Source organism: Yinghuangia seranimata (assembly GCF_029953285.1).
Classification (GTDB): Bacteria; Actinomycetota; Actinomycetes; order Streptomycetales; family Streptomycetaceae; genus Yinghuangia; species Yinghuangia seranimata.
Map to the genome: position 1 here is coordinate 39,173 of NZ_JASAOI010000012.1, position 24,615 is coordinate 63,787.

Here is a 24,615-nt window from a genome sequence, read left to right on the forward strand (position 1 = left end):
GAGTGATCTGAGTGACCAGCCTGGACCCGTACATCATCATCTCCTCGGACACCCACGCCGGACTGCCGACCGAGCTGTACCGGGACTACCTGTCCGCCAAGCACCACGCCGCCTTCGACCAGTTCATGAGCGAGCGTGAGGCGCAGCTCAAGGCGATCACCGAACTCGGCGTGCGCAACGAGGACTTCGCCGCGAACTGGTTCGAGACCAATGAGGAAGTGCTGCGCAGCGGCTGGGAGGTGGACCGGCGCGACCTGGAGCTCGACAAGGACGGCGTGACCGGCGAAGTGATCTTCCCGGACGCGGACGCCGTCGAGTCGCGCACCTGCGTGCCGTTCGGCGCCGGCCTCGGCCTGTCCGGCGACATGGACCCCGAACTCGGCCTGGCCGGCGCGCAGGCGCACAACCGGTGGCTGGCCGACCTGTGCAAGACCTCGCCGGAGCGGCGCCGCGGCGTCGCGCTCATCCCGATCACCGCCGAACTACCGGACGTGCTCGCCGAGATCCGGCGCATCAAGGCCGACGGGCTCGGCGCGGTGATGATCCCCGCGATGTGGATGAACCAGGCGCCGTACCACGACCGCAAGTACGACCCGGTGTGGGCGCTGTGCGAGGAGCTCGAGCTGCCGGTCGTCACGCACTCCGGTCCGGCCGACCGCGAGTCGTACGGCAACCACCTGGGCATCTACGTCACCGAGGTGACGTGGTGGCCGGCGCGGCCGCTGTGGTTCCTGCTGTGGTCGGGCGTGTTCGAGCGCTTCCCGCGCCTGAAGTTCGGCGTCACCGAGGCCGGCTGCTGGTGGGTCGGCAACATGCTGTGGTTCATGGACCGGCTGCTGCTCGGTTCGCGCGGCGCCAAGAAGCTGGCCGGCTTCGAGGAGATCAAGCTGTTGCCGAGCGAGTACTTCGACCGCAACTGCTTCATCGGGGCGTCCAACACCAAGCGCCGCGAGATCGGCATGCGGTACGAGATCGGTCTCGGCAACATCTGCTGGGGCAACGACTTCCCGCACCCCGAGGGCACGTGGCCCGACACCCTGAACATCCTGCGCAAGACGTTCGGCGACGTTCCGGTTGCCGAAACGCGCGTGATGCTCGGCGAAGCGGTCGCCGGGGTCTACGGTTTCGACCTGGACGTTCTCGCGCCGCACGCCGCGCGTATTGGTGTGACCCCGGAGACCCTGGGGCAGACCGGACCCGACGGGGCGCTCCGCGACCTCGACACCAAGTGGGCGGCGGCCAAGGAGATCGGCCGCCACTGGATGACCGGTCACGACACCGGCGCCGCGATCAACCCGAACGCGGAAGCTGCGGAGGTCTAGAACTCATGAGCGACACCGGCATGACGCCGTCCGGCATGCCCGAGGACCCGCTGTTGGCCGCGTACGACGGGCCGGAGCGCTACACCGTGGTCTCCGCCGACTGCCACGGCGGCGGCGAGATCAACGAGTACCGCGCCTACCTGCCGTCCGGCCTGCACGAGCAGTTCGACGCGTGGGTCGTCGACTACGAGGTGCCCTACCCCGACCTGCTGGGTGACGCCGGCAAGCGGAACTGGGACTCGGAGCGGCGGCTGCGCGACCTCGAGGACGACGGCGTCGTCGCCGAGGTGATCTACCCGAACACCGTCCCGCCGTTCTTCCCGAAGTCGTCGCTGACCGACCAGCCGCCGGCCGCCAACGCCGGTGACCTGAAGCTGCGTTGGGAAGGCCTCAAGGCGCACAACCGGTGGATGGTGGACTTCTGCGCGGCGGCCCCCGGGCGCCGCGCGGGCATCGTCCAGATCATGCTGCACGACCTGGACGCGGCGGTCGAGGAGGTGCGCTGGGCGGCCGAGGCCGGGCTGACCGGCGGCGTCCTGCTGCCCGGCACTCCGCCCGGCTCCGGCCTGGTCCCGCTGTGGCAGTACGACCACTACAAGCCGCTGTGGGACGTGTGCGAGGAACTCGGCATGCCGGTCAACCACCACACCGGTTCGGCCGCCCCGCCCATCGGCGACACGCTCATCGACAAGGTGGTGTTCCTGACCGAGGTGTCGTGGTGGGCGCACCGCGCGTTCACCCACCTGATCGTGTCGGGGACGATGGACCGGCACCCCGAGCTCCAGTTCGTCTTCACGGAGCAGGGCACCGCCTGGATCCCGGAGGAGTGCCGCCGGCTCGACTACTACTGGGGCCGCATGGGCAAGGCCGTCGGCTCCCAGGAGTACGAATGGGGGCACGAACTGGTCTCCTCGATGTCGCTGAAGCCCAGCGAGTACTGGGCACGCCAGTGCCACGTCGGCGCGAGCTTCCAGCGCCCCGCCGAGGCCGCGCTGCGGTACGCCGTGGGCGTCGACCGCGTCATGTGGGGCAGCGACTACCCCCACAAGGAGGCCAGCCACCCGTTCAGCCGCGAGGCGCTCCAGCTCACCTACCACGGCATCGACCCGTACGAGGTCGCCGCCATGGTGGGCGGGAACGCCGCGAAGCTGTACGGCTTCGACCTCGACTTCCTCGCCCCGATCGCGGCGAAGGTCGGCCCCGAGGTCGCCCAGGTCTTCAAGCCCCTCGCGATCGAGGACATCCCCAAGGGCGCCGACAAGTGCCCGGCGTTCGTGGGGCTCCCCGGCGTCACGCCGTAGCCGCGGCGCAACGAACACGGCCCCGGTACCCGCCGCTCGAGCGGGCACCGGGGCCGTGCCGCGTGGTCCTCAGGGCCGACGCGGGGAAAACGCTCCCGCCGGTACAACCGTGGTGGGGTGGTGGTCGACGGGGGAACGACGCGGCAGCACATGCCGGGGTGGTGGCTGTGGCGGGCGGTCGCAGTGGTCATACCGAGGTCACTCGTCCGGGGTGAGGGCTTCCGTCGCCGCGTTCGGGTTGTAGAACTCCTTTTGTGCGCAGATCAGTCCGTCGCGGAAGCGGACCACGGAGATGTACGTGTTGGCGTACGGCTTGCCGGTGGTCGTCACCACGCCTTCGCTGGTGAACTCCGCGATGAGCACGTCCGGATCGGTGGTCTCGTGGATCTGCGTCACCGTCAGCTTCATGCTGAAGATCTTCAGCGCGCCCGTCAGGTACTCCGCGATGACCGCCTTGCCCTCGACCCGGCCGGGCGGGGTCGCGTACGGGAACTCGAACACCGTGTCCTCGGTGTAGTGCGCCATCTGCGCCGGGACGTCCCCCACCGCGGCGAGGGCGCGTTCCAGGGTGGCGCGGTTGCGGCGGCGGGTCTCGGCTGCGTCGGTCATGCGCCCGATGGTGGAGACCCGCGCCGCAGAACTCAAGAGGCCAGTTCCGTGCAGTAGTCGTCGATGAGGCGGGTCTCGACCTCGTCCGGCGAGTCGTTCTCCTGGTGCCGGCCCCGCAGGGTTTCCAGGCGTTGTCTGGCGTCCGCAGCCGGGAGGGCCCCCGCGTCGTGGGCGAGGAGGGCCAGCACGCATTCGGCCGCCAGCACACCGGGCACCGTGCCGCCCACGGTGGCCGCCCATGCGAGGTACTCCCGCGTACGCCGCTCAGCCTCCTCGGGGCTGGTGCGACGCACAGTGTTGACGAGGCAGAACAAATGGCGGCGGTAGGTATCGTCGAAAACACCTTCCGGCGGCTCTGTGGTGCTCACAGATGCCCGCACGAGCTCGAGGGCCTCCTCGCGCCGCCCCAGCGCGAACAGCACGTGAGCCAGGCAGTGCCGGTCGTCCCGCAGGGCCGGGGACGCGTCGTCGGCGTACCCGCGCCGGATCTCCTCGACCTGGCGGAGCAGCGCCTCCGCCGCCGCGTAACGCCCCGCGTCCTTGAGGCAGTCCGCGTACTCGTGCGTCGCGTTGAGGCGTTCATGGTCGTCGGCCGGGACGTTCTCGGCCAGCCACGCCACGTACTCCTCACGCGCGGCCAGCACGTCCTTGTCGCGCCCCTGCCGTTCGAGGTTCTTCTGGAGACAGCGCCGCAGGCCCTGGGACTCCAGGCGACGGCTCGGCTCGCCCGCCGTGTCCAAGGTGGCAAGGACCGACCGGTACAGCTGTTCGGCGGCTTCGAAGCGTTCCCGGTCGTCGAGCCAGTGCGCCAGCCGGTGCCGGGTCTCCAGCGCGACGTCTCCGAGTTCCGCGGTGCTCCCGATGCGTGCGGACAGCCCGTCGACCAGCTCCTCCGCCTCGTCCGCACGGCCGACTTCGGCCAGGGTGTCCACGTACAGCCACCACGTGAGGAATGTGTACGGGTGGTACTCGCCGTGCACACGCGTGCGCCGCAGGAGAAGGTCGTAGGTTTCCTCCACGCGTGCCGCGGCGTCTTCGCCGCCCCACGCGCCGCGGGCCAGCAGGTTGTGGTGACTGATCATCACATCCGGGTCGAGGTCCCCGAACTGTCGGCGCAGTCCCTGCCACGCGGTCCGGTATTCGGCGCACTCCGCCTCGCCGCTCAGGTACGCCAGCGCGTAGCGGTCGCGGGCGATCAGCCGCAGCGCGTGGTCGTCCGGCAGCCCGGCCGAGGCGGCGAGCACGTCCGCCGCCAACGTCTCACCGGCCGCGAAGTCCCGGACGAACCAGTGGTACGCAAAGCAGCGGAGCGCCGAGCGCAGCACCGGAAGCAGCGCCGATTCGTCCCCGAGGTCCACTCCCGCCAGCGCGCTCGTCGCATGGCCGCTCAGCGTTCGCCAGTACGCCCAGTTCGCGTCGAGCTCGGGCGCCGGTGCCGCGGCGACCTCCAACGCGGCGGCCGCCGCGCGCCCCACGTCCCGCCGCACCTGCGGCGCCTCCTGGTCCAGCCGCACGCGGGTCGCCTGCAGCACCAACCGGTGCACCGTCAGGTGGTTGGCCCGTCCCGCGCCCCCGAGCTGCACCTCGCGAACGTCGACGAGGCACAGCGCGTTCAGGGCCTCCAAGGCCCGGTCCAGCCGGTCCACGTCCGGCGGCGACCCGATCACGCCGCTGGCCGCCAGCGCCGCCGGGTCCAGCAGGTCGAGGGGGAAGGGATCGAGCCCGAAGCACGACAGCACCCGCATCACCACGCGGGCCTCGGGCAGGCCCGACTGCTCGAGCAGGTCGAGGCTCAGTTCCCACGTGCGGCTCACCAGGGCCCGGTGTCGCACCTCTGTCTCGTCGAGGTCGAGTGCCTGCCGGGCACCGCGGTCGAGGAAGCTGATCCCGGATGCCCCGAACTCGGCGCCGTAGTCCGCGAACGTCCGAACGCGGAAGCCCTGCCGGGCGGACAGCAGCCCGGCGGTGCCCTCCGTCGTGCGCCGCAGCATCGCGCCCGCGTGCCGCAGCGCGAGCGGCAGGCCGCCGAGTGTCTCGGCCAGCCGCACCGCGTCCTCGCGGTCCCCGGCGCGCGGTGCGAGGTCGAGCAGCACGTCCGCGCCGGCTTCCGGCGGCAGCACGTCGACCGGCCACCGCTCGGTGTCCGTGCCCCAGAGCTCCGCATCGCGGATGCGGGTGGTCACGAGTGTGAGTCCGCGCCGCCCCGCGCGCAGCCATCCTGTGCCGTCACCCGGTGTCCGGCAGCCGGCGTTCGCCAGCGCGCGGTCGTCGACGTTGTCGAAGACGAGCAGCCACGCGCGCGGTGCGCGTTCCAAGTGGTCCCACACCGCGTCGACCGGGCTGAGCCCGCGTGACGACGCGTCGTCCAACTGCTCGTCGGTCAGCCCCAGCGCCCACGCCGCCTGACGCATCGCCGCGTCGATGCCGTGCTCGGTCGTCGCGTCGATCCAGAACACCTGCGCGCCGACGTTGAGCGCGTTCCGAGCCACGGCCAGCGCCAGCGCGGTCTTTCCCGACCCGCCGAGCCCGTGCAGCACCTGCATGCGGCCGTTCGGGGCCGCGACCCGCTCCCGCAGCACCGCGAGGAGGTCGTCGCGCCCGTGGACGGCGACCGGGAGTTCGCGCAGCGGCGGCGAGAGGGACGTCCGGACGAGGGGCGCGACGGGTGGCGGGGCGGGCTCCGCCTGCGAGGCGTCCGTCTTTGCCCCCGCCTCGGCCGAACGCGCGGCCCGCAGCCGGTTCTCCCACCGCAACGTGTAGGCCGAGTTGCACGCTTTCAGGATTCGCCGCAGCACGTCCTCGGTCGGCACCCGGCGGGCGTTGAAAGCGTCGTACACCGCCGTCGCCGAGCTTCGGCCGACGTCCTGTACGAGAGCCGCGACGTTGGCGTATCCGGCGGCGGTTGCGATGTCCCGCAGCGATGCGGCGAGTTCGCGGACTTCCTGCGGCGCGTCCGGATCGAGCGGACTGAGACTGCGGCCCACGTGGTCCTCCCCCCAAGGCTGACCTCACAGGCTAGCTGGCGAACTCCGCTGATTCTCCGGATAGTCCGGACAGCGGCACGCGACGCCTGCCGTCTCCCGCGATCGTCTCCGCACATACTCCGCGGCCCCTCCAGGAGTATTCCGCCCGCTCCTACACCTGGATCAGCGAGGCCGCCCAGGGCCTCGCCCGAGTGGTCCGGGAGGACGCCGTGCACCTGATCAGCATCGTGAACCTCGACCCGACGACGGTCTTCGAATGGCTCGGCCGTGCGGCCGCCGTCGTCAACGCCGTTCGTGCCGTCGCCGGGGTGGTGCGCCGACGCCGCGCCACCCCGGCGGCAGGTGAACGACCCGCCGGGTCGTGAGAGCCGCGCGGCGTCAGGCCGGCACGGGCGCGGGTTCGGCGACCGTGACCGGGCGGGTCTCCGGAAGCGCCGCGAAGCACAGCAGGCTCACGCCGGCGATCGCCGCCAGGTAGGCGGCGACGCCCCACGGGGTGCCGTCGCCACGGGAGAGTTCGGTGGCGACGATGGGGGTCAGCGCGCCGCCGAGGACGCCGCCCAGGTTGTACGCCGTCGAGGCCCCCGTGCACCGGATGCGCGGTTCGTACAGCTCAGGGAGGTAGGCGCCGAGGACGGCGAACATCGTGATGAAGCCCAGCAGCGCGACCACGAATCCGAGCGTCATGTAGAGCGGCTTGCCGGTCTGCAGCAGTCCGATCAGGGGGAAGGACCAGAGCAGCACCGCGGTCGTGCCGAGCAGGCACAGCGGTTTGCGGCCGTAGCGGTCACCGAGCATGGCCACAAAGGGCGTCGAGACGCCTTTGACGGCCACGGCGGCCATGATGCAGGCGAGCATCGTCGTACGGCTCACCCCCAGGTCGTGCGTGCCGTGGTGCAGCGACCAGGTGGTGACGGTGTAGAAGACCGCGTACCCGACGGACAGCGCCCCCGCGGTCAGCAGCACGATCCGCCAGTGGTCGCGGAACACCTCGAACAGCGGTACGCGTGCCGTCGTATGGCTCTCCGTCAGTTCGCGGAACGCCGGCGTCTCCGCCATCGACGCCCGCAGCAGCAGCCCGACCGCGACCAGAACCGCCGCGCCCCAGAACGGGATCCGCCAGCCCCAGGAGCGGAACTGCGCGTCGGTGAGGGTCGCCGACAGCACGAGCATGACGCCGTTCGCGAGCAGGAACCCCACCGCGGGTCCGGTCTGCGGGAAACTCGCCCACAGCCCGCGCCTGCGCGCCGGCGCGTGTTCGGCCGCCAGCAGCACGGCCCCGCCCCATTCGCCGCCCAGGCCGAGGCCCTGGAGGAACCGCAGTGCGACGAGCAGCAGCGGCGCCGCGACGCCGATCTGCGCGTACGTCGGCAGCAGCCCGACCATGACCGTCGCCAGCCCGGTCATCAGCAGCGACGCGATCAGCACCGGGCGCCGCCCCATGCGGTCGCCGACGTGCCCGAACAGCATCGAGCCGAGCGGCCGCGCGACGAAGCCGACCGCATAGGTGGCGAACGCGGCGAGGGTCCCGGCGACGGCGGAGAACGACGGGAAGAAGACCGGCCCGAGGACGAGCGCGGCCGCCGTGCCGTAGACGAAGAAGTCGTAGAACTCGATCGCGGTCCCGGAGAACGACGCGACGGCGATCCGGGCCATGGACGGCGCGGCGGGCGAGGGCTCAGCGGGCGAAGGTGCGATTGCCGCTGTTTCGTGAGTATTTGTCGATTCAGTCACTCACGGAACAACGAGTCGGTCGGCGCGAGGTCACCCGGCGGCGCCCCCGCCCGTATCTGACCCCACGCCGACGCCGTCAGCGCCTCCACGTCCTCGCCCCGCCGTGCCCGCCGCACCGCCCAGTCGGGGGCGGTCAGCAGTCCGGCCGCCAGCCCCAGCAGCGACGGGATCGCCCGCCGCTCGGTGCGAGGCGACAGCAACTCCTCGGCGCTGTCCCGGTAGACGCCGCCCCGCACCGTCGCCTGCCACAGCTCACGCAGCACCGCCAGGCGCCCCTCGCCCGCGGCCGCGAGCAGCGCGGGCACGAACTGGTGGGTCATGACCGCCGGTCGGCCCCGCAGCGCCGCGGGCGGGGCCTGGCCCACCGAGACCCCGATCAGCGCCGCGACCAGGTCTGTCCCGGAGAGCACCGCGTTGGCCGGCTCCACGAGCCGCGGGTTCACGTCGATCCACATCGGCCCGTCCGCGGTCAGCACGCCGTCCATCGACAGCGCCCCGTGCCAGCCGACGTGCGCGCCCAGCAGCGTGATGTGCTCGCGGACGGACGGCATGTCCACGCTCTGCTTGGCCACCGCGCCACTGCGCCCGTCCGACCGCACGTGCCGGAACACGTGCGCGGCCACCAGCCGCCCGTTGTCGAACACCGCCTGCGCGCTGATCATCTGACCCTGCGCCGGATGCTGCACCAGCACCCGACCGCCGCCCGCGAACACCCCGTCCGCCTCGAGCCGGTCGGCCAGCGCGAGCAGTTCCTCGCGGCGCGCGATGCGGAACACCCCGTCACCGCGCGAGCCGACCGCCAGCTTGACGTACAGCGGCGGGTCCGCAACCTGCCGCAACGCCTCCGCCGACTTCACCACCGTCCCCTCGGGCTGCGGCAGCCCGATCTCGGTGAGCGTCACGGCCGCCGACACCTTGTCCTGCACGCGCTCCAGCGCCGCGAACCGCGGTACGGCCACACGCCCGGCCAGCGCGCCCGAGCCGGCGTCCGCCCGGGACAGCACGGCGACCTGGTCGCCCGCCGGTATCAGCACGTCGTGGCCGTCGACCCGGGCTATCTTCTCGGCCGCCTCCAGCCACTGCCACGGCGCCGACCCGAACGCCGGCACCGGGTGGACCCGACCGACCTCCGGAGGCAGCCGCAGCGGCGGCCGCCCCTCGGGCGCCAGCAGGTCGACCTCGTGCCCGGCACGGGCCAGCAGCAAGGCGACCTGACGCGATGTCACACCGAAACCGTCCGAGACCAGTACGCGCACGCCGACATAGTGGCACCGCGCACGGCCCGCCGTGCAGACCAGGTCCGGAATGTTCGACGACGGGCATCGCACGTGACCGGCTCGGTCGTGTGCGATGCTGGCGCCACGCCGATCGCGGCGGCTCCACCGAGCCGGTCGCGGCACGCACCCTGGGAGGAGGCACACGTCATGACGGACCGCATCAGGCAGGTCGCCGAGTTCGTCCGCGTGTTCTGCCTCGCCCTGCTTACCGCCGGCGCGTCCGTCGCCGGACTGGTCGGCCAAGACGCCGCCGCGCCGGGCCTGTTCGCCGCAGGCTTCGCGCTCGCGGCGCTGTTCGCGACGCTCGCCGTCATGCTGTCCGTGCGCCTCGCGGGCGACCATCTGCGCGGCGGACCGGAGCGCGTGCGCGCCCGTGTTCTGCGCGAACTCGCTTTGAAACTGGCGTTTCTGCCGCTGCGCGACCCCGACGGGCCGGGCCACACCAGGCCGCGCGCCCCGGGCGGCCGGGTCCCGACGGCCGCCTAGCCGCAGTCTTCCGGCACTCGCAACGCGCCGAGGCCCCGCCTTCGCGCACCCTGGTTCCGCCGACTCCGCGCGCCACGCCGCCGTCCGACGCGTCCACGTTCCTGACGCCCGGAGAGGCCTCCCATGCCCGCCATCACGCACGCCTTGATGCCCCCGACCGCCTCCGCCGCGACCGGCGGCCCCATCGACATCGCCGGAGCGATCGTCACCCACCTCGCGCACGCGGTCGCCCCGCTCTGCGGCAGCGGCTCGGTCGCCGCCGCCATCGTCCTGCTCACCATGTGCGTACGCGTCGCGCTCATCCCGCTCTCGTACGCACAGGCCCGCGCCGACCTCGCCCGCCGCGCCCTCGCGCCCCGCGTCCAGGAACTGCGCCGCCGCCACGACCGCCGCCGCGCCAAGGACCCGGCCCTCCTGCAACGCGAACTCGCCGAACTGCACCGCGAAGCAGGGGTCTCACCCTTCGCCGGGTGCCTGCCCGCACTCGCCCAGGCACCCGTCCTGTTCGTGCTGTACCGGCTGTTCACCAGCGACGGCGACCTGCTCGGCCACACCCTCGCCGGGGCACCGCTGTCCGCCCACCCCGTCGCGGCGCTGTCCGGCCCCGGCACGCTCGTCCTCGTCGCGGTCCTCCTGCTCACCGCGCTCGTCGCCTACGCCCACCACCGGCAGGCCGCCGCGAACGCCGCCGGGGCCGAGACCCCGTCCGACCCCACCGCCGCGACGGCCGCCAAAGCCGCCGTCTGGCTCCCGTTCGCGACCGTCGCCACGGTCGCCGTCGCCCCGCTCGCCGCGGGCCTGTACGTCGTCACCAGTTCCGCCTGGTCGGCCGCCGAACGCCCGCTGCTGCGGCGCCTCGTCGCGTGCCGTGCCGGGCGCGTCGTCGCGACCCCGTAGCGTTGGGGCCGACCGACGCACCGTGAACTGATGCGACCTGACGTGAGGAGTGAGGAACCAGCCTGTGGCCACCAACCGATACGGCGCCGCCTGTGCCACCTGCTCGACGTACGTCCAGCCGGGTGAAGGCGCGCTGACCCGGGTCGACGGCAAGTGGACGACGTACTGCCGTGACTGCGAGCCCAAACCCGCGGCGCCCGCCCGGGGCACGCACGAAGGCTGGCACCAGCGGCCGCTCGCCGCCTTCGACCTGGAGACCTCCGGCGTCGACGTCACCGCCGACTTCATCGTCAGCGCGGCGGTGTGCGACAGCTCGGGCGCGACCCGCACGTGGCTCGTCGACCCGGGGGACCGGGACATCCCGGCGGAGGCGACCGCCGTCCACGGCATCACCACCGCGCACGCACGCGCCCACGGCAGCCCCGCCGCCGAGTGCCTCGCGGAGATCGCCGACATCCTCGCCGGCCACCTCACGTCCGGCACCCCCGTCGCCGTCTACAACGCGGTGTTCGACCTGACGCTGCTGGACGCCGAACTGCGCAGGCACGGCCTGACCCCGCTCGCCGAACGCACGCCCGTGCTCGGCCCGATCGTCGACCCGCTGATCATCGACAAGCAGCTCGACCGCTTCCGCCGCGGCAAGCGCACCCTCGAGGCCACCAGCGCGTTCTACGGCGTCGCCGTCGACGGCGCGCACACCGCCGACGGCGACGCGCTCGCCTGCCTGCGCCTCGCCCAGGAGATCGGCGCCCGCTACCCGAAGGTCGCCGTGCTCGACCCGCACGCCCTGCACAACGAGCAGCGCGCGTGGGCCGCCGAACAGGCCGCCTCGTTCCAGGCGTACCTCGACCGCACCAAGCCCGGGCACGGCGAACGCATCGCCGGGGACTGGCCGATCGGGCCGATCGCGCCGCCCGCCCCCGCGCGTGTGCCGGTGCCCGCGCCCGCCGCCGCGCCGGCGCCCGAGGAGTACGACGTGCTCCGCGAGCCCGACGAGCCCGAGGAACCCGAGCCGAACGCGCGGTACGACGAGCCCGAGGACTACGCGGGCTACTACCCGTCCGACGCGCCCGGCCCCGGCGGACCCCGGTGAGCGCCGTCCTGCACGTCGTCGGCCCGGTGCTCACCGGGCCCGGCGACGACGACGTCCGCGACGAACTGTGGGTGCTGGACGGCCGGATCACCTTCGACCGGCCGCGCTACTCGGGCGCCGACGCCGTCACCCTGCGCGGCTGGGTGCTGCCCGGCCTCGTCGACGCGCACTGCCACGTCGGCCTCGACGCGCACGGCGCCGTCGACCACGACACCGCGGAACGCCAGGCGCTCACCGACCGCGACGCGGGCGCGCTGCTCCTGCGCGACGCGGGGTCCCCGAGCGACACCCGCTGGGTCGACGGCCGCGAGGACCTGCCCAAGCTCATCCGCGCCGGCCGCCATCTCGCCCGCCCGCGCCGGTACTTGCGTAACTATGCGCACGAGATCGAACCGGGCGACCTCACCGCCTACGTGCTCCAGGAGGCGCGGCGCGGCGACGGCTGGGTCAAGCTGGTCGGCGACTGGATCGACCGCGACAGCGGCGACCTCGCGCCCTGCTGGCCGTACGACGCGCTCAAAGAGGCCATCGACGCCGCGCACGCGGTCGGAGCGCGGGTCACCGCGCACTGCTTCTCCGAGGACTCGCTGCCGGACCTCGTGGCGGCCGGCATCGACTGCGTCGAACACGCGACCGGACTGACCGAGGACCTCGTCCTGCAGTTCGCGGCGCGGGGCATCGCGATCGTCCCGACGCTCGTCAACATCGACACGTTCCCCGCGATCGCCGACGGCGCCGAGGCCAAGTTCCCGAAGTACGCCTCCCACATGCGCGCCCTCCACGCGCGCCGGTACGCCAACGTGCGGGCCGCCTACGACGCGGGCATCCCGATCTACGTCGGCACCGACGCGGGAGGCTCGCTCGCCCACGGCCTGGTCGGCCACGAGGTCGCCGAACTCGTCCGCGCGGGGCTCCCGACGCGCGCCGCGCTCTCCGCGGCGACCTGGGCCGCACGCGAGTGGCTCGGACGCGACGGGCTCACCGAGGGCGCGCCGGCCGACTTCGTCGTGTACGAGACCGACCCGCGCGCCGACGTCGCCGTGCTGACCGCTCCGACGGTGATCGTGCTGCGGGGCAACATCGTCTCGGGGGCCGTGCTCTAGCCCCGACGGGCTTCGGCACACGCAGGATCAGCGCACCTGAAAGGACCGCACATGAGTGAGACACCCGTGGTGACCGACGTTCCCGACGCGAGCCGCTACGAAGCCCGCGTCGACGGCGAGGTCGCCGGAGTCGCCGAGTACATCCGCACCCCGGAGCTGATCGCCTTCGTCCACACCGAGGTCGACCCGAAGTTCGAAGGCCGCGGCATCGGCGGCGCCCTGGTCCGCACATCCCTCGACGCCGCCCGCGCCGACGGCCTGAAGGTCCTGCCGACCTGCCCGTTCTATGCGGGCTGGATCGGCAAGCACCCGGAGTACCAGGACCTGGTGTACGCATCGCAGAGCCACGTCACGGACTGACGCGGAGCCGACGGGCGACGTGCGGCCCCACGTCTGCACGTCGCCCGTCGTCGCCGATGTGTGCGGGGGCGGCGCTGTCGAAGTGAACTACGTTGCCAAGGGCGGGTGTTCGCCTGCTCCTGTCGCGGCGTCAGTCGAACAGCGACACGTGCCCGTCGGTCATGAGTTCGCCGGGTTCGCCCGCGAACGCGACCTGGCCGCGGCGGAGGACGTAGGCGACGTCGGCCCGCCGCAGGGCCTCGCCGGCGTACTGCTCGACCAGCACCACCGCCCGCTTCTCGGCGGCCAGTTGGGTGACCACCTCGTACAACTGCCCCACCACGCGCGGCGCGAGGCCCTGGCTGAGCTCGTCGAGGAGCAGGACGCGTGAAGGGCGCAGCAGGGCCCGGGAGACCGCCAGCATCTGCTGCTCGCCGCCCGACAGCGTGCCCGCGCGCTGCGCGAGGCGCTTCCGCAGCACGGGGAACGCGTCGAGCGCGGGCGTGATGTCGGTCGCGCCCCCGGCGAACACCGTCAGGTTGTCCCGCACCGACAGGCCGCCGAACACGCCCTTGCCGTCGGGGATCAACGCCAGTCCGTCGCGGGCCCGTTCCGCGGCCGTCCAGCGGGTGATGTCGCGGCCGTCCCACTCGATGCGGCCCGCCGTCGGCGTCAGCAGGCCCGCGAGCGTGCGCAGCAGCGTCGAGCGGCCCGCGCCGTTGCGGCCCAGCAGCGCGGTGACCGCGCCGTCGGGGAACGCCAGGTCCACGCCGTGCAGCGCCTCGACGGGGCCGTAGCTGACCCGTACGCCGTGCAGCGAGAGCGCCGTGGGCATCAGGCGCCCCCCTCGGGTCCGGCGGCCCCCACGGGGTCCAGGTACGCGCTCCGCGCCGCCGGGTCGTCCCGCACGGCCGCCGGAGGCCCGGACGCCACGACCTTGCCCGCAGCCATCACGTGCACGGTGTCGGCGACCCCGAAGACCAGCTCCATGTCGTGCTCCACCAGCAGCACCGCCAGCCCCTCGTCGGCGAGCCGCCTCAGCAGCACGCGCAGCCGCACGGTCTCGGCGTCGTCCAAGCCGCTCGCCGGCTCGTCGAGCAGCAGCACGGACGGGCGCGCGGCCAGCGCCCGGCCGAGCTCGACCAGCCGCAGCGTGCCGGTCGGCAGCCGCCCGGCCGGGACGTCCGCCAGGTCCGTCAGCCCGACCGCGTCCAGCGCCTCGTCGACGGCCCGGCGGGTCCGCCCGCGCGCGGGATCCGGCAGCCCGAGCAGGCGCGCGGTGGCGCTCGCCCCGCCCCGGTTCTCCGCGCCCACCCTCAGGTTGTCGGCCACCGTCAGGCTCGCGAACACCGAACCGACCTGGAACGTCCGGGCGATACCGAGCCGGGCGCGCCGGTGGTCCGCCATCCGGGTGATGTCGCGGGCGCCGAGCCGGATCCGGCCCTCGTCGGGGCGCTGCGCGCCGGCCAGGCAGTGGAACAGCGTGCTCTTGCCCGCGCCGTTCGGCCCGATCACGGCGGTGACCCGCCCGGGCGGGACGTCGAGGTCGACGACGTCCACCGCGCGCAGGCCGCCGAAGTGCCGCACCAGGCCGCGGGCCGTGAGCATGTCCTGTGCCTCGCTCATGAGACGCCTCCGGCCGGCGCGTCGGGCAGGCCCGCACCGTCACCCGTCGGAGCCTCGGCGGGCCGCCGGGAGCGGACGCGGGCCCGCACCGCCTCGCCGCGCGCCGTCAACCGCACGGGAGCACGCGGCGCGGACTCCGGCGGCCGTGAGTCCCACAACCGCCGCGCGGTCGCGAGCGCGCCGCCGGGCATCCGCGACAGCAGCACCGCCCCCGCGCCCACCACGATCACCGACATGCCCGGCCGCGTCCCGCTGTCCAGGCCGACGATCAGGGCCGCCGCCAGCACCGCGCCCGCCGCGCTGTCCACACCGAACACCACGACGGCCGCGAACCAGATCAGGCCCTGGATCGGGTCGAACACCTGCGCGTCGAAGGCCCGTCCGGCCATGCCGAGCAGCGCCCCGCCGAGCGCCGCGACACCCGCGCTCACCGCGAACACGAACACCTTCAGGTTCGGCACGTCGACCCCCGACGCCGCCGCGCCGCCCTCGCTGTCGCGCGTCGCCACCAGCATCCGGCCCAGCCGCCCCTGGTGCAGCCGCCGCACCAGCAGCAGGACCAGCCCCAGGCACAGCAACTCCAGTACGTAGAAAGCACGTTCGTCGTCGAACGGCCACGGATGGTCGAGCCTCAGCCCCGTCGTGAAGATCGGCTGCGCGAACACGAACCGGGACACCACCGCCGCCACCGCGAACGTCGTCAACGCCAGCGCCAGGCCCCGCCGTCGGATCGCCGGCCAGCCCGTCAGCAGCCCGAGCGGGATCACCAACAGGGCCGCCAGCGGCAGCGCCAGCAGCCCCGGCGTCTCCGGAAGACCGAAGAACTGCCCGCTCACCAGGGACGCCGCGATCAACGCGCCCAGACCCGCGAAACCGGCCTGGCCCAGCGACACCTGGCCCGCGTACCCCGTCACGATCACCAGCGACACGAACACGATCGCCAGCGCGGGGACCTGCTGCGCCGACTGCAGGTGCTCCGTCCCGAGCGCCAGCGGCGCGGCCAGCAGCAGCGGGTACGGCAGCCACCACAGCGCCGGCAGCCGCCCCCGCGCGCCCGGGTCGGTCCACGGCGACGTGCCGCGCGCCCCGACCTCGACCATGCGCGGCAGCAGCAGCAACGCCAGCAGCAGCACGACGACGAACAGGTTCGACTGCAACGCCTGCAGCAGGTTCTGCGCGCGACCGGTCAGCTGGACGCGGGTCAGCTCGCTCTGCCCGACCCCGATCGCGACCGCCACCAGGATCGCCACCGGCAGGCTCGTCAGCCGCGCGACGACCGCGACACCGATGATCTCCAGGACGAGCAGCGTGAGCCCGAACGGGTCGAGCCGCAGATGCGGCGCGAGCAGGATCCCGGTCAGCCCCGCGAGCATCGACCCGAACGCCCAGCCCACCGCCGCGACCCGGTCCGCCGGAACACCCGTCAGCTCGGCCAGCTCGCGCTGGTCCACGACCGCGCGCAGGTCGGCGCCGAACCGGGTGAACCGGGTGACGGCCGCGACCAGCAGCGCGACACCGACCACCACGCCCAGCTCGATCACCGCCGCCCGCGACACCGTCGCGTCGCCCCACAGGTCGATCGGGGGACCGCCGAACAGCGCCGGCGGATCCAGCCGCGACTCGGTGCCCCAGGTGAGGATCGCGACGCCGAGCAGCATCACCAGGACGCCGAGCGACGCCGCGAGCATCTCCGCGGGGCCCGCGCCACGCCGCCCCAGCCCCCGGAACACGAACCGCTCCAACAGCAGCCCGAACACCGGCGCGACCACCAGCACGTCGAACAACGCCGCCGGCACCACCGGCCAGTCCCACACCCGCACCTGCTGCCACAGCAGATACGCGATCACCATCGCCAACGCGCCGAACCCGAGGTTGAACACCCCCGTCGCCCGGTACGACGTGATCAGCCCGACCGCCGCCAACGCCGCGATCGCCCCGACACCCAGCCCGGCCAGCGCCAGGTCGACAGTCAGCACGACGCCGGACTACCGCGCCGCACCGGGCGGAGTAGGCCCGTCCGACGAGCCGGGAGCGGCCGAGCCCGGCTCGGAGCCCGGCGAGGTCGCCGCGCTGTCCGGGCCCGGCGCGGTCGGTGCGTCGGGCGCGGCAGGCGCGCCCGGTCCCTCCGGCGGCGTAGTCGGGACGCGGGGCGCGTACGTCGGCTGCGGCGGGGTGCCCTTGCCCGCGGGCCGTTCGCCCTCGGCGCCCGCGTCGTCCGGGTCGTCCGGATCGCACAAGGCGCAGGCCCTCAGGTCCTGTTCGGCGGCCTCGTCCCGGGTGACGGCGTGTACGCCCGCCTTGCCGTGGACCAGGTCGCAGTCGGCGCGGTGGTAGCGCGCGCCGCGGGGGAGGGCCACCCAGGGGCGGGCCGTGTCGGTGGCGACGGGCTCGTCGGCGAGGGCCGGGGCGTCGGGCACGGGTTCCACCAACAGGGCGTGCAACTCGGCCATCTGGGCGCGCAGCGCCGTGTCGGACGGCCCGTCGCCGTCCCGGCCGCGCAGCCGTGCGGCGATCAGCACGGCGCCCGCCACGATCAGCGCCGCGCCCGGCACCGTCGCGGAGGCCAGGTACGGGATCTGGCGCGCCTCGTACTTCTCGCCGGACACGCCGTACCAGCCGACCGCGCACAGGATCGCGCCGACGAGGGCCACCAACCAGCCGCCGTACACCCGGACGGCTGAACGTACGTCGCCGTTCCAGTGCGTCCGCTCCGAACCCTCCACCGGCCCGCCTCTACTGATTCGCCACCCGTCGCAGCCGGAATTCCGGATGCGCGCACCCGTTGCCTGGTCCAGGTTAGTTGTGGTCGAAACGGAACCGCGTCCTTTCGCGGTCCCCGTCCGTGTCCGATATCGCAGAGAACGATTCGATACCGACCGCGTGCCGACTGCATGTCGGCAACCCGGGCGGGATACAGGTGGGTCACGAGTCGCAACCGTGCGGCCCGGCCGGTATGTGACGCGCGGGTAAGTTGCCGTACGCTCCGACCTGACTTCTGTGATCTACGCCGGGAGACCCGGCGGGAACGGGTGGTGAAAGCACATGCGGAACATACGGACTCGTCGTATGGCGTGGGCGGTTCTGCCGGTCGCGGGCGTGCTGATGCTGGCAGGCTGCAGCGACGACAAGAAGGACGACAGCAAGAGCTCCTCGCCCTCCGCCTCGGCCCCCGCGGCGCAGAGCTCCGCGCCGAGCGCGCCGAGCTCGGCCCCCGCGCCGGCCTCGTCGGCTCCGGCCGCAGGCAACACCGCGACGTTCAACGCCGACCAGCAGGCCGCGGCCGCCACGGTCAACAAGATGTTCGACGGCAAGCAGTCGGTGGCCGACCGCAAGGCGCTCATCCAGAACGCCGACCAGATCGACCCGGTCATCCAGGCGCTGCTCACCAACCCGCTCATCGGCCAGGTGTCCACCACGGTCAAGGACGCCCAGCTGTCGGGTGACAAGGGCGCCGTCACCGTCGACATCTCCGCCGGCGGTGCGGTCGTCGCCCCGAGCGTCCCGGTCGAGGTCGTCAAGAAGGACGGCAAGTGGCTGGTCTCCGCCAAGATGATCTGCGGCCTCGCGTCGCAGTACGGCGGTGTCCCGGCCGCGTCGCTTCCGCCGGCCTGCGCCGGCTGATCCTGCCCGCCAGGCAGGTTTAGCCTGAGTACTGCCGGGCCGCGGGTGTGCGCACCTCCGCGCGCGCACCCGCGGCCCGTCCGCCAAACCCACCTCCGGGGGGAGACGCGATGCGCAGGACAGCAGCCAGGACCGCCACCGCCGCGGTAGCGCTGGCGCTGCTGCTGAGCGCGTGCGGATCCCGCGTCCCCGAACGGGACTTCGCCCCCACCGCGGCCCCGCCCGCGCCCGGGGCCGCCGCGTCCAACGCGAACACCGCGTCCGACGTGGGCGTCACGCCGAACGAGATCACCGTCGGCATGGTCGACACCGCCAGCGGACTGCTCGGCAAGGAGACCTTCTCCGGGCCGATGTACGGGGCCCAGGCGTTCTTCAAGGCGCTGAACGACAAGGGCGGCGTCAACGGCCGCAAGGTCAAGGTCGTCACGTGCGACGACCAGGGCTTCGGCCTGGAGAACCAGTCGTGCGTGCGCAAGCTGATCGACCAGGACAAGGTCTTCGCGTTCGCCGGCAACAGCATCTACAAGTACGACGGCGCGGGCTACGTGTCGTCGAAGGGCGTGCCCGACGTCGGCGGCATCCCGATCGGCAACGCCTACGACACCTACCAGCACCTGTACAGCCTCTACGGCTCGAGCGCGCCGCGTGACGGACAGGTCGGCTGGAACGGCACGCTCTTCCAGAACACCGGCATCTACCGGTACTTCAAGGAGAAGCTCGGCGCCCGCACCGCCGCCGTCGTCTCCTACAACCAGGCCGACTCGGCGCGTTACGCCGAGACCATCAAGGACGGCCTCAAGGCGGAGGGCTACACCGTCGTCGACAAGCAGGTCGACTTCGTGCTGTCCAACTTCGACGCGGCCGTCGTCGACATGAAGAACCGCGGCGTCGACATCGTCTTCGACGCGATCGACACACGCGGCAACGCCCAGCTGTGCAAGGCGATGGACGGCGCGGGGCTGCGCGTCCAGGCCAAGGTGTCGACGGTGCAGAACCAGACCGCGTCGGCCGGCACGGACTTCAAGGACTCGCCGAGCTGCCGCAACACCATCCAGGTGACGGGCACCAGCCGCAACTACGAGGACGTGTCGCACCCCGCCGTGCGCGAGTTCCGCGACGCGATGGCCAAGTACTTCCCCGACCGTGCCCCGCTGATGTCGCAATGGGCCCTGGAGGGTTGGGCGTCCGCGCAGTGGCTCACCGACGCCGTCGCCTCGTGCGGCGCGACGGTCACCCGGGCCTGCGTCGAGGCGTTCGTGAACCGGCCCGAGGGATACGACGGGCACGGCCTGCTGATCCCCGTGAACTTCAATCCGCAGACCGCCGAGGAGGCGGTCAAGCCCGCCAAGTGGTGTACGAACGTGGTCCGTTGGCAGGACAGCGCGAACGGCGGCAAGGGCGGCTGGGTCGACCAGGTGCCCGACATGAACACGAACTGCGCCGTCGTGCCGTCGCTGCCCTACAAGCCCTGACCGCGTAGGGCACCGCCGCCCGCGTTCCGGTGAACACGCGGGCGGCACACGGTGGTTACGGGTGCGCCTTGAGCCCCGGGCAGCCGTCCGTCTTGTACTTCGCCTGGTACTCGAAGTGCCACGACTCGTTCGTGTACATCTGGCACCAGCCGTACGGCGCGCCCTTGGTCTTCAGCCAGTTCTGCGCGGCGGCCGGGTCGACGTCGATCGCGAAGCCCTTCACGTGCGACGACTCGCCGGGCGGCAGCACGCGCATGCGCGCCGCCTCCTCGGAGCCCTTGTCGCGGACCTCCTTGTTCCACAGGTCCTGCTGGTGCTGGTACGAGCGCTTGCCGGAGTTCAGCGTCAGCGTGATGCCGTCGGCGGCCATCGCGGTCTTGACCTGGCCCCACGCGGTGCGCACGTCCGGGTTCAGCTTGCTCGGGTCCTTCGCGCCCGGGTCGTCGGTGATCCCGTCACCGTCGTCGTCCGTCTTCGACCCGGGCGACTTGCTGCCGGACGCCGAAGCCGAGGCCGACGCCGACTTCGACCCCGAGGGCGACGTCGACGGGCGCGTGCTGCTGGGCGCCGCCGCACTCGTGGTCGGGGCGGGGTCGGCGCTCGTCGCCGGCGGCTGCGCCGTCGGCACGGCCGGGGCCTGCGCCGTGGGCGAGGCGTCCGCCGCCGCGGAGTGGGAACCGTCGCCACCGGTCAGCGTCTTCGCGGCCACCACGCCCGCGCCGGCCAGCAGCACGGCACCGGTGACACCCCACACGACCAGCATGCGGCGCCGCCGACCGTGCGGGGCGTCGTCGTCACCGCCGCTTTCGAACGCCTGGGCCGGGGGCGCCCCGCCCGCGTCGCCGGGCAGGCCGGGACCGGAGGTCCCGCCGGCGAACGCGGGGGCCGAGGCGAAGGCGGCCGCGGAGGCCACGACCGTCGGCTCGGCGGACACGTCGAAGGCGACGGGCACCGGGGCGCCCGTGCCCACCGGACCGAAACCGGCCGGCGACGGCGCGGCACCCTGGCCGGCCGCCGGCGCCGCGGGGGAGACCGGGGCGAAGGGGTTCGCCGCCCGGTCGTCCGCGGCGGGGCCGAGACGCCGGGCGGGCGCCGCCGTACCGGGGGCCATCGCGTACGCGCCGAGGTCGAGGTCGGGCGCGCCGTCGCCGGGCTCCTGGGCCCGGCCCTGGGTGCGGCTCTGGTCCCACGCCGCCGCGGTTCCGCCGGTCGGCCACGCGCCCGCAGTGTCGGGGCCCGGCGCGGTGTCCACCGGGCCCGCGCCGGAGCCGGCCGCGAACGGCGCGTGCTGGAGCGGCACCACCCGCGTCTCCGCCAGGTCGACGGGTGCGTCGGGCGCACCGGGCGCGCGCCGCGCCGGCGGCTGCTGGATCGGCACCAGCCGCGTCTCGGCGTCGAACGCGGACGGTGCGACGGGTGCGCCGGCTGCGCCGGGCGGTGCCGGCTGCACCGGCACGACCTGCGTCGCCGCGTCGTAGGCGGGCTGCGCACCGGCCTCGGGCGGCTGACCGTCCGGCCCGTCCTGCGCCCTGCCGTCGTGGTGCTGCGGTATCTGATTCAACGTCGAATCCTCCCCGAGGATCATTACGTATGACGGACGTCGCGGTGCCCGGAACCGGTTCCGCCGCCGTATGGGAAAGACCACGCCCCCGCGCTGCAACCCGACACGCGGTGGCTACGTACCAGTAGCCGGACGCGGAGATCGCTCCGGCGCGACACGTGCGTACTCTGGGGGCGAAACACGGCAGGATCCGGCGCCTGACGCCGCCGGGGGTGAGGAGACCGCCACGATGACGACAGTCGAGCCCGCGGCGCGCACCGGCGCGCTCGTCGACGGCTTCGGCCGGGTGGCCACCGACCTGCGGGTGTCCCTCACCGACCGGTGCAACCTGCGGTGCACGTACTGCATGCCGGAAGAGGGGCTGGACTGGCTGCCCAAGCCCGACCTGCTCACCGACGAGGAGATCGTCCGGCTCGTCGACATCGCCGTCACCCGGCTCGGTGTCACCGAGGTCCGCTTCACCGGCGGCGAACCGCTGATGCGGCGCGGATTCGTCGGCATCGTCGAGCAGGTGGCCGCCCTCGAGCCGCGGCCCAAGCTGTCCGTCACCACGAACGGGCTCGGCCTGGTCAAGCTCGCGGCCCCGCTCAAGGCCGCCGGGCTCGACCGGGTCAACGTCTCGCTCGACACCCTCGACCCGGAGCGGTTCCGCACCCTGACCCGGCGCGACCGGCACCACGACGTCGTCGCGGGCATGGCCGCCGCGGCCGACGCCGGACTGACCCCCGTGAAGGTCAACGCCGTCCTGATGCGCGGCGTCAACGACGACGAGGCCCCGGCGCTGCTCGCGTGGTGCCTCGAGCGCGGCTACGAACTGCGCTTCATCGAGCAGATGCCGCTGGACGCCCAGCACGGCTGGAGCCGCGACAAGATGGTCACCGCCGAGGAGATCCTCCGCGACCTCGCCGCCGCCTTCCGCCTCGAACCCGAGGGCTCCGACGCCCGTGGCAGCGCCCCCGCCGAACGCTGGCTCGTCGACGGCGGCCCCGGCCGGGTCGGCGTCATCGGCACGGTCACCCGCCCGTTCTGCGGCGCCTGCGACCGCACGCGCCTCACCGCCGACGGCCAGATCCGCAACTGCCTCTTCGCCCGCGAGGAGTCCGACCTGCGCGCGGCCCTCCGCGGCGGCGCCGCGGACGAGGAGATCGCCGACCGCTGGCGTGCCGCGATGGCCACCAAGAAGGCCGGCGCGGGCATCGACGACCCGACCTTCCTCCAGCCGGTCCGCCCGATGTCCGCGATCGGCGGCTGACCGCCCGGAACGCGTGCGTGTCGGGCGGCTACTCGTCGCCCGCTTCCGCCTCGGCGTGCCGGGCCGCGGTCCACTCGTCGAAGGCGACCGTGTCCTTCAGGAATCCGCGCAGCGCCAGGAACTGGCCCAGATGCTCGCGGTGTTCGTCGCACGCGAGCCAGGTCTTGCGGCGGTCGGGCGTGTGCAGCTTCGGGTTGTTCCAGACCAGGACCCAACGGGCGTCGGCACGGCAGGCCTTGGCCGAGCAGATCGGGCGGGTCGGTTCTTCGGTGGGGAACATGCGCCCAGTATGGCAATCCGCCGACGAGTCCCCTCGGGCGGCGGGTCGCTGCGCTGCGTGATGACGGGAGACGATCACCGGCCGCCGGAGCCGGGGGCGTGCCGCGCGGCTACAGGGCCCGGACACGGGCGATGCCGGGCAGCCACGGGGGGAGCCGCCCGGCATCGCGTCGGTCGCTCCGACGGGGGATACGGAGCACGTTTTGAAGTATGGCACGTCCGCGCCCGACGTGAAGCCCCATCCGGCAACGCGTCTGGAGCTAATTTGTCCGGGCCGCGCGGTACCCTCACCGCGCCCTGCGCGCCGCGCGAACAACTTACTGACGGTTACCTTCTGGCGGCGCGTCAGATGTCGCCGACGCGGCCACCCCGGCACCGTCCGGCGCCGGTTCGACGACCTCGCCGGGGACGTCGCGCACGCGCGGCTCCGGCGCCTCGTCCGGCACGATCCACGCGTCCTCCGGGACGATCCGGATGTCGTGCCGTTCCGCGCTCGTCAGCACCGCCGCGGACGGCGGTTCGATGGCGCGGTGCTCCTGTGGCGGGACGACCTGCGAAGCCGGCGGGTCGCCCTGGTGGCGGCTCCGGCCGCCGTTCGCGACGACCACCGCGATGTACGGAAGCAGCACAGCGCCCGCCAGCATCGCCCACCGCAGCGGCCCGCTGAACACCACCGCGAGCAGGAAGCACACGGTGCGCACCGACATCGAGATGATGTACCGGCGCTGGCGTGCCCGGACGTCCTCGGACAGGCTCTTACGGGCACCGCTGATCTCGAACACCGGTGCCTTGGCGCCCCGCTCGCGATTGACCAGCACTCGTCCACCTGCCGCAGGCTCGCGCGGCCCGGCTCCGCTGCCGCACCGCCACTTCCACGGTACGCCGCGCGGAAGCGTGGAACGAGACCGGGTCCCGGCCGGCGGCGCGTCGTCCGCCGCCCGGGTCCTCCGTCCGGACGGGACTGTCAGGCCTGCCGCCGCAGATAGCCGGGCGGAACCACGGGGACCAGCCACACGCCGTTGTCGGAGACCCGGAACACGTGTCCGTCCTCGTGCATCCGGCCCGCGTCGACGAGGAGGACGACGGGCCGCCCGCGGCGCGCGCCGACCCTGCGCGCGGTGTCGACGTCGGGCGACAGGTGCACGTCGTGCCGGTCCATGGGCAGCAGGCCCTCGGTCATGATGGCGTCCACGACGCGGCCGATCGTCCCGTGGAACAGGACGTCCGGCGGGACGGCCGCGGCCAGCCCGAGCTCGACCTCGACGGTGTGGCCCTGGCTCGCGCGGATGCGGGCGCCGTCGTCCGACACCGCGAACCGCTTCTTGTCGTTGTGCTCGACCACGTGGTCGAGTTCCGCGCGGGTGACCGCGAAGCCCTGTGCGGCGCAGGCCGCCAGCAGCACCTCGATGTCGACCCAGCCCGCGGCGTCAAGGGTGATGCCGATCCGTTCCGGCTGGTGCCGGAGCGTCTTCGACAGGTATTTCGACACCTTGACCATGCGCTTTTCGTTCACATGCCTCCTTGATGGTGATGGATTGTCATTTTTTGTTGCCTTATGGGAAGGCGGGGGCGGGGCGGGGGGGGCCCCCCCCCCCCCCCCCCCCCCCCCCCCCCCCTCCCCCCCCGCCCCCCCCCCCCCCCGTGCCCCAACCGCCCCCC

At 73.2% G+C, this 24,615-nt stretch carries 23 protein-coding genes; 11 read left to right on the forward strand and 12 right to left on the reverse strand.

Translation table 11 applies throughout. The features are described from left to right. Window positions 1-11 precede the first annotated feature (11 nt). A complete protein-coding gene (locus QI554_RS09360; RefSeq protein ID WP_281468000.1) occupies window positions 12-1,322 on the forward strand; it encodes an amidohydrolase family protein in 1,311 nt (436 codons plus the stop codon). 5 nt (window positions 1,323-1,327) lie between these two features. Further along, window positions 1,328-2,623 carry an amidohydrolase family protein gene (locus tag QI554_RS09365; protein WP_281468002.1) on the forward strand — a complete coding sequence of 432 codons (1,296 nt, stop codon included), beginning with the start codon at window positions 1,328-1,330 and terminating at the stop codon, window positions 2,621-2,623. 198 nt (window positions 2,624-2,821) lie between these two features. Here QI554_RS09365 and QI554_RS09370 read toward each other — a convergent pair whose 3' ends face one another. Together QI554_RS09370 and QI554_RS09375 are read right to left on the reverse strand one after the other, a co-directional pair. Beyond that, complete coding sequence (locus QI554_RS09370) at window positions 2,822-3,232, reverse strand: nuclear transport factor 2 family protein (RefSeq protein WP_281468004.1); 411 nt, start codon at window positions 3,230-3,232, stop codon at window positions 2,822-2,824. A 32-nt stretch (window positions 3,233-3,264) separates the two neighbouring features. Beyond that, window positions 3,265-6,216, reverse strand: a complete 2,952-nt coding sequence (locus tag QI554_RS09375) for a tetratricopeptide repeat protein (RefSeq protein WP_281468006.1) — start codon at window positions 6,214-6,216, stop codon at window positions 3,265-3,267. 209 nt (window positions 6,217-6,425) lie between these two features. Between QI554_RS09375 and QI554_RS09380 the strand changes: the two genes are divergently transcribed. Further along, window positions 6,426-6,581: a hypothetical protein gene (locus tag QI554_RS09380; RefSeq protein ID WP_281468009.1), complete on the forward strand. Its 156-nt coding sequence runs from the start codon at window positions 6,426-6,428 to the stop codon at window positions 6,579-6,581. A gap of 13 nt (window positions 6,582-6,594) precedes the next feature. On the opposite strand, the gene QI554_RS09385 is transcribed toward QI554_RS09380, so the two are convergent. Next, window positions 6,595-7,872: an MFS transporter gene (locus tag QI554_RS09385; protein ID WP_281468011.1), complete on the reverse strand. Its 1,278-nt coding sequence runs from the start codon at window positions 7,870-7,872 to the stop codon at window positions 6,595-6,597. 74 nt (window positions 7,873-7,946) lie between these two features. After that, complete coding sequence (locus tag QI554_RS09390; protein WP_281468013.1) at window positions 7,947-9,176, reverse strand: ATP-grasp domain-containing protein; 1,230 nt, start codon at window positions 9,174-9,176, stop codon at window positions 7,947-7,949. A 198-nt stretch (window positions 9,177-9,374) separates the two neighbouring features. Between QI554_RS09390 and QI554_RS09395 the strand changes: the two genes are divergently transcribed. The 5 genes from QI554_RS09395 to QI554_RS09415 all read left to right on the forward strand — a co-directional run bounded on the left by QI554_RS09395 (window position 9,375) and on the right by QI554_RS09415 (window position 13,166). After that, complete coding sequence (locus QI554_RS09395; RefSeq protein WP_281468016.1) at window positions 9,375-9,713, forward strand: DUF6412 domain-containing protein; 339 nt, start codon at window positions 9,375-9,377, stop codon at window positions 9,711-9,713. Between the two features lie 123 nt (window positions 9,714-9,836). Then, entirely contained in the window at window positions 9,837-10,610 is a 774-nt protein-coding gene (locus QI554_RS09400; protein ID WP_281468017.1) for a YidC/Oxa1 family membrane protein insertase, read from the forward strand. Window positions 10,611-10,674: 64 nt separating this feature from the next. Beyond that, window positions 10,675-11,703 carry an exonuclease domain-containing protein gene (locus tag QI554_RS09405; RefSeq protein ID WP_281468020.1) on the forward strand — a complete coding sequence of 343 codons (1,029 nt, stop codon included), beginning with the start codon at window positions 10,675-10,677 and terminating at the stop codon, window positions 11,701-11,703. Then, on the forward strand, window positions 11,700-12,806 hold the full coding sequence (locus QI554_RS09410) for an amidohydrolase family protein (RefSeq protein ID WP_281468022.1): 1,107 nt from the start codon (window positions 11,700-11,702) through the stop codon (window positions 12,804-12,806). Before QI554_RS09405 ends, QI554_RS09410 begins: the two co-directional genes overlap by 4 nt. Before the next feature lie 51 nt (window positions 12,807-12,857). Continuing rightward, window positions 12,858-13,166: a GNAT family N-acetyltransferase gene (locus tag QI554_RS09415; RefSeq protein WP_281468024.1), complete on the forward strand. Its 309-nt coding sequence runs from the start codon at window positions 12,858-12,860 to the stop codon at window positions 13,164-13,166. A 130-nt stretch (window positions 13,167-13,296) separates the two neighbouring features. Here the strand turns inward: QI554_RS09415 and QI554_RS09420 are convergent, their stop codons facing one another. Genes QI554_RS09420 through QI554_RS09435 form a run of 4 tightly spaced genes read right to left on the reverse strand, consistent with a single transcriptional unit; the run spans window position 13,297 to window position 17,494 of the window. Next, window positions 13,297-13,980, reverse strand: a complete 684-nt coding sequence (locus tag QI554_RS09420) for an ABC transporter ATP-binding protein (RefSeq protein WP_281468025.1) — start codon at window positions 13,978-13,980, stop codon at window positions 13,297-13,299. Further along, complete coding sequence (locus tag QI554_RS09425) at window positions 13,980-14,771, reverse strand: ABC transporter ATP-binding protein (RefSeq protein ID WP_281468027.1); 792 nt, start codon at window positions 14,769-14,771, stop codon at window positions 13,980-13,982. Before QI554_RS09425 ends, QI554_RS09420 begins: the two co-directional genes overlap by 1 nt. Then, the gene (locus QI554_RS09430) at window positions 14,768-16,747 is read right to left on the reverse strand and encodes an ABC transporter permease (protein WP_281468030.1); all 1,980 of its coding nucleotides are present in this window, start codon (window positions 16,745-16,747) and stop codon (window positions 14,768-14,770) included. The genes QI554_RS09425 and QI554_RS09430 overlap by 4 nt, the downstream gene beginning before the upstream one ends. A gap of 9 nt (window positions 16,748-16,756) precedes the next feature. Then, window positions 16,757-17,494 (reverse strand): hypothetical protein, encoded by a 738-nt coding sequence (locus QI554_RS09435; protein WP_281468032.1) that lies wholly within the window; start codon window positions 17,492-17,494, stop codon window positions 16,757-16,759. Between the two features lie 343 nt (window positions 17,495-17,837). On the opposite strand from QI554_RS09435, the gene QI554_RS09440 reads away from it, so the two are divergent. Together QI554_RS09440 and QI554_RS09445 are read left to right on the forward strand one after the other, a co-directional pair. Next, on the forward strand, window positions 17,838-18,392 hold the full coding sequence (locus QI554_RS09440; RefSeq protein WP_281468034.1) for an MTB12 C-terminal domain-containing protein: 555 nt from the start codon (window positions 17,838-17,840) through the stop codon (window positions 18,390-18,392). A gap of 110 nt (window positions 18,393-18,502) precedes the next feature. After that, window positions 18,503-19,864 (forward strand): ABC transporter substrate-binding protein, encoded by a 1,362-nt coding sequence (locus QI554_RS09445; RefSeq protein ID WP_281468037.1) that lies wholly within the window; start codon window positions 18,503-18,505, stop codon window positions 19,862-19,864. A gap of 55 nt (window positions 19,865-19,919) precedes the next feature. Here QI554_RS09445 and QI554_RS09450 read toward each other — a convergent pair whose 3' ends face one another. Further along, entirely contained in the window at window positions 19,920-21,425 is a 1,506-nt protein-coding gene (locus QI554_RS09450; RefSeq protein ID WP_281468039.1) for a D-alanyl-D-alanine carboxypeptidase family protein, read from the reverse strand. A gap of 229 nt (window positions 21,426-21,654) precedes the next feature. Here QI554_RS09450 and moaA point away from each other — a divergent pair, with 229 nt between their 5' ends. Then, window positions 21,655-22,677, forward strand: coding sequence for a GTP 3',8-cyclase MoaA (gene moaA / locus QI554_RS09455; protein ID WP_281468041.1), 1,023 nt, complete (start codon window positions 21,655-21,657; stop codon window positions 22,675-22,677). A 28-nt stretch (window positions 22,678-22,705) separates the two neighbouring features. Here moaA and QI554_RS09460 read toward each other — a convergent pair whose 3' ends face one another. The 3 genes from QI554_RS09460 to QI554_RS09470 form a co-directional block, all read right to left on the reverse strand. Beyond that, window positions 22,706-22,957: a hypothetical protein gene (locus QI554_RS09460; protein ID WP_281468043.1), complete on the reverse strand. Its 252-nt coding sequence runs from the start codon at window positions 22,955-22,957 to the stop codon at window positions 22,706-22,708. A gap of 316 nt (window positions 22,958-23,273) precedes the next feature. Continuing rightward, a complete protein-coding gene (locus QI554_RS43370) occupies window positions 23,274-23,774 on the reverse strand; it encodes a DUF3099 domain-containing protein (protein WP_343230771.1) in 501 nt (166 codons plus the stop codon). A 146-nt stretch (window positions 23,775-23,920) separates the two neighbouring features. Then, window positions 23,921-24,454, reverse strand: coding sequence for an RNA 2'-phosphotransferase (locus QI554_RS09470; RefSeq protein ID WP_281468047.1), 534 nt, complete (start codon window positions 24,452-24,454; stop codon window positions 23,921-23,923). Window positions 24,455-24,615 lie beyond the last annotated feature (161 nt).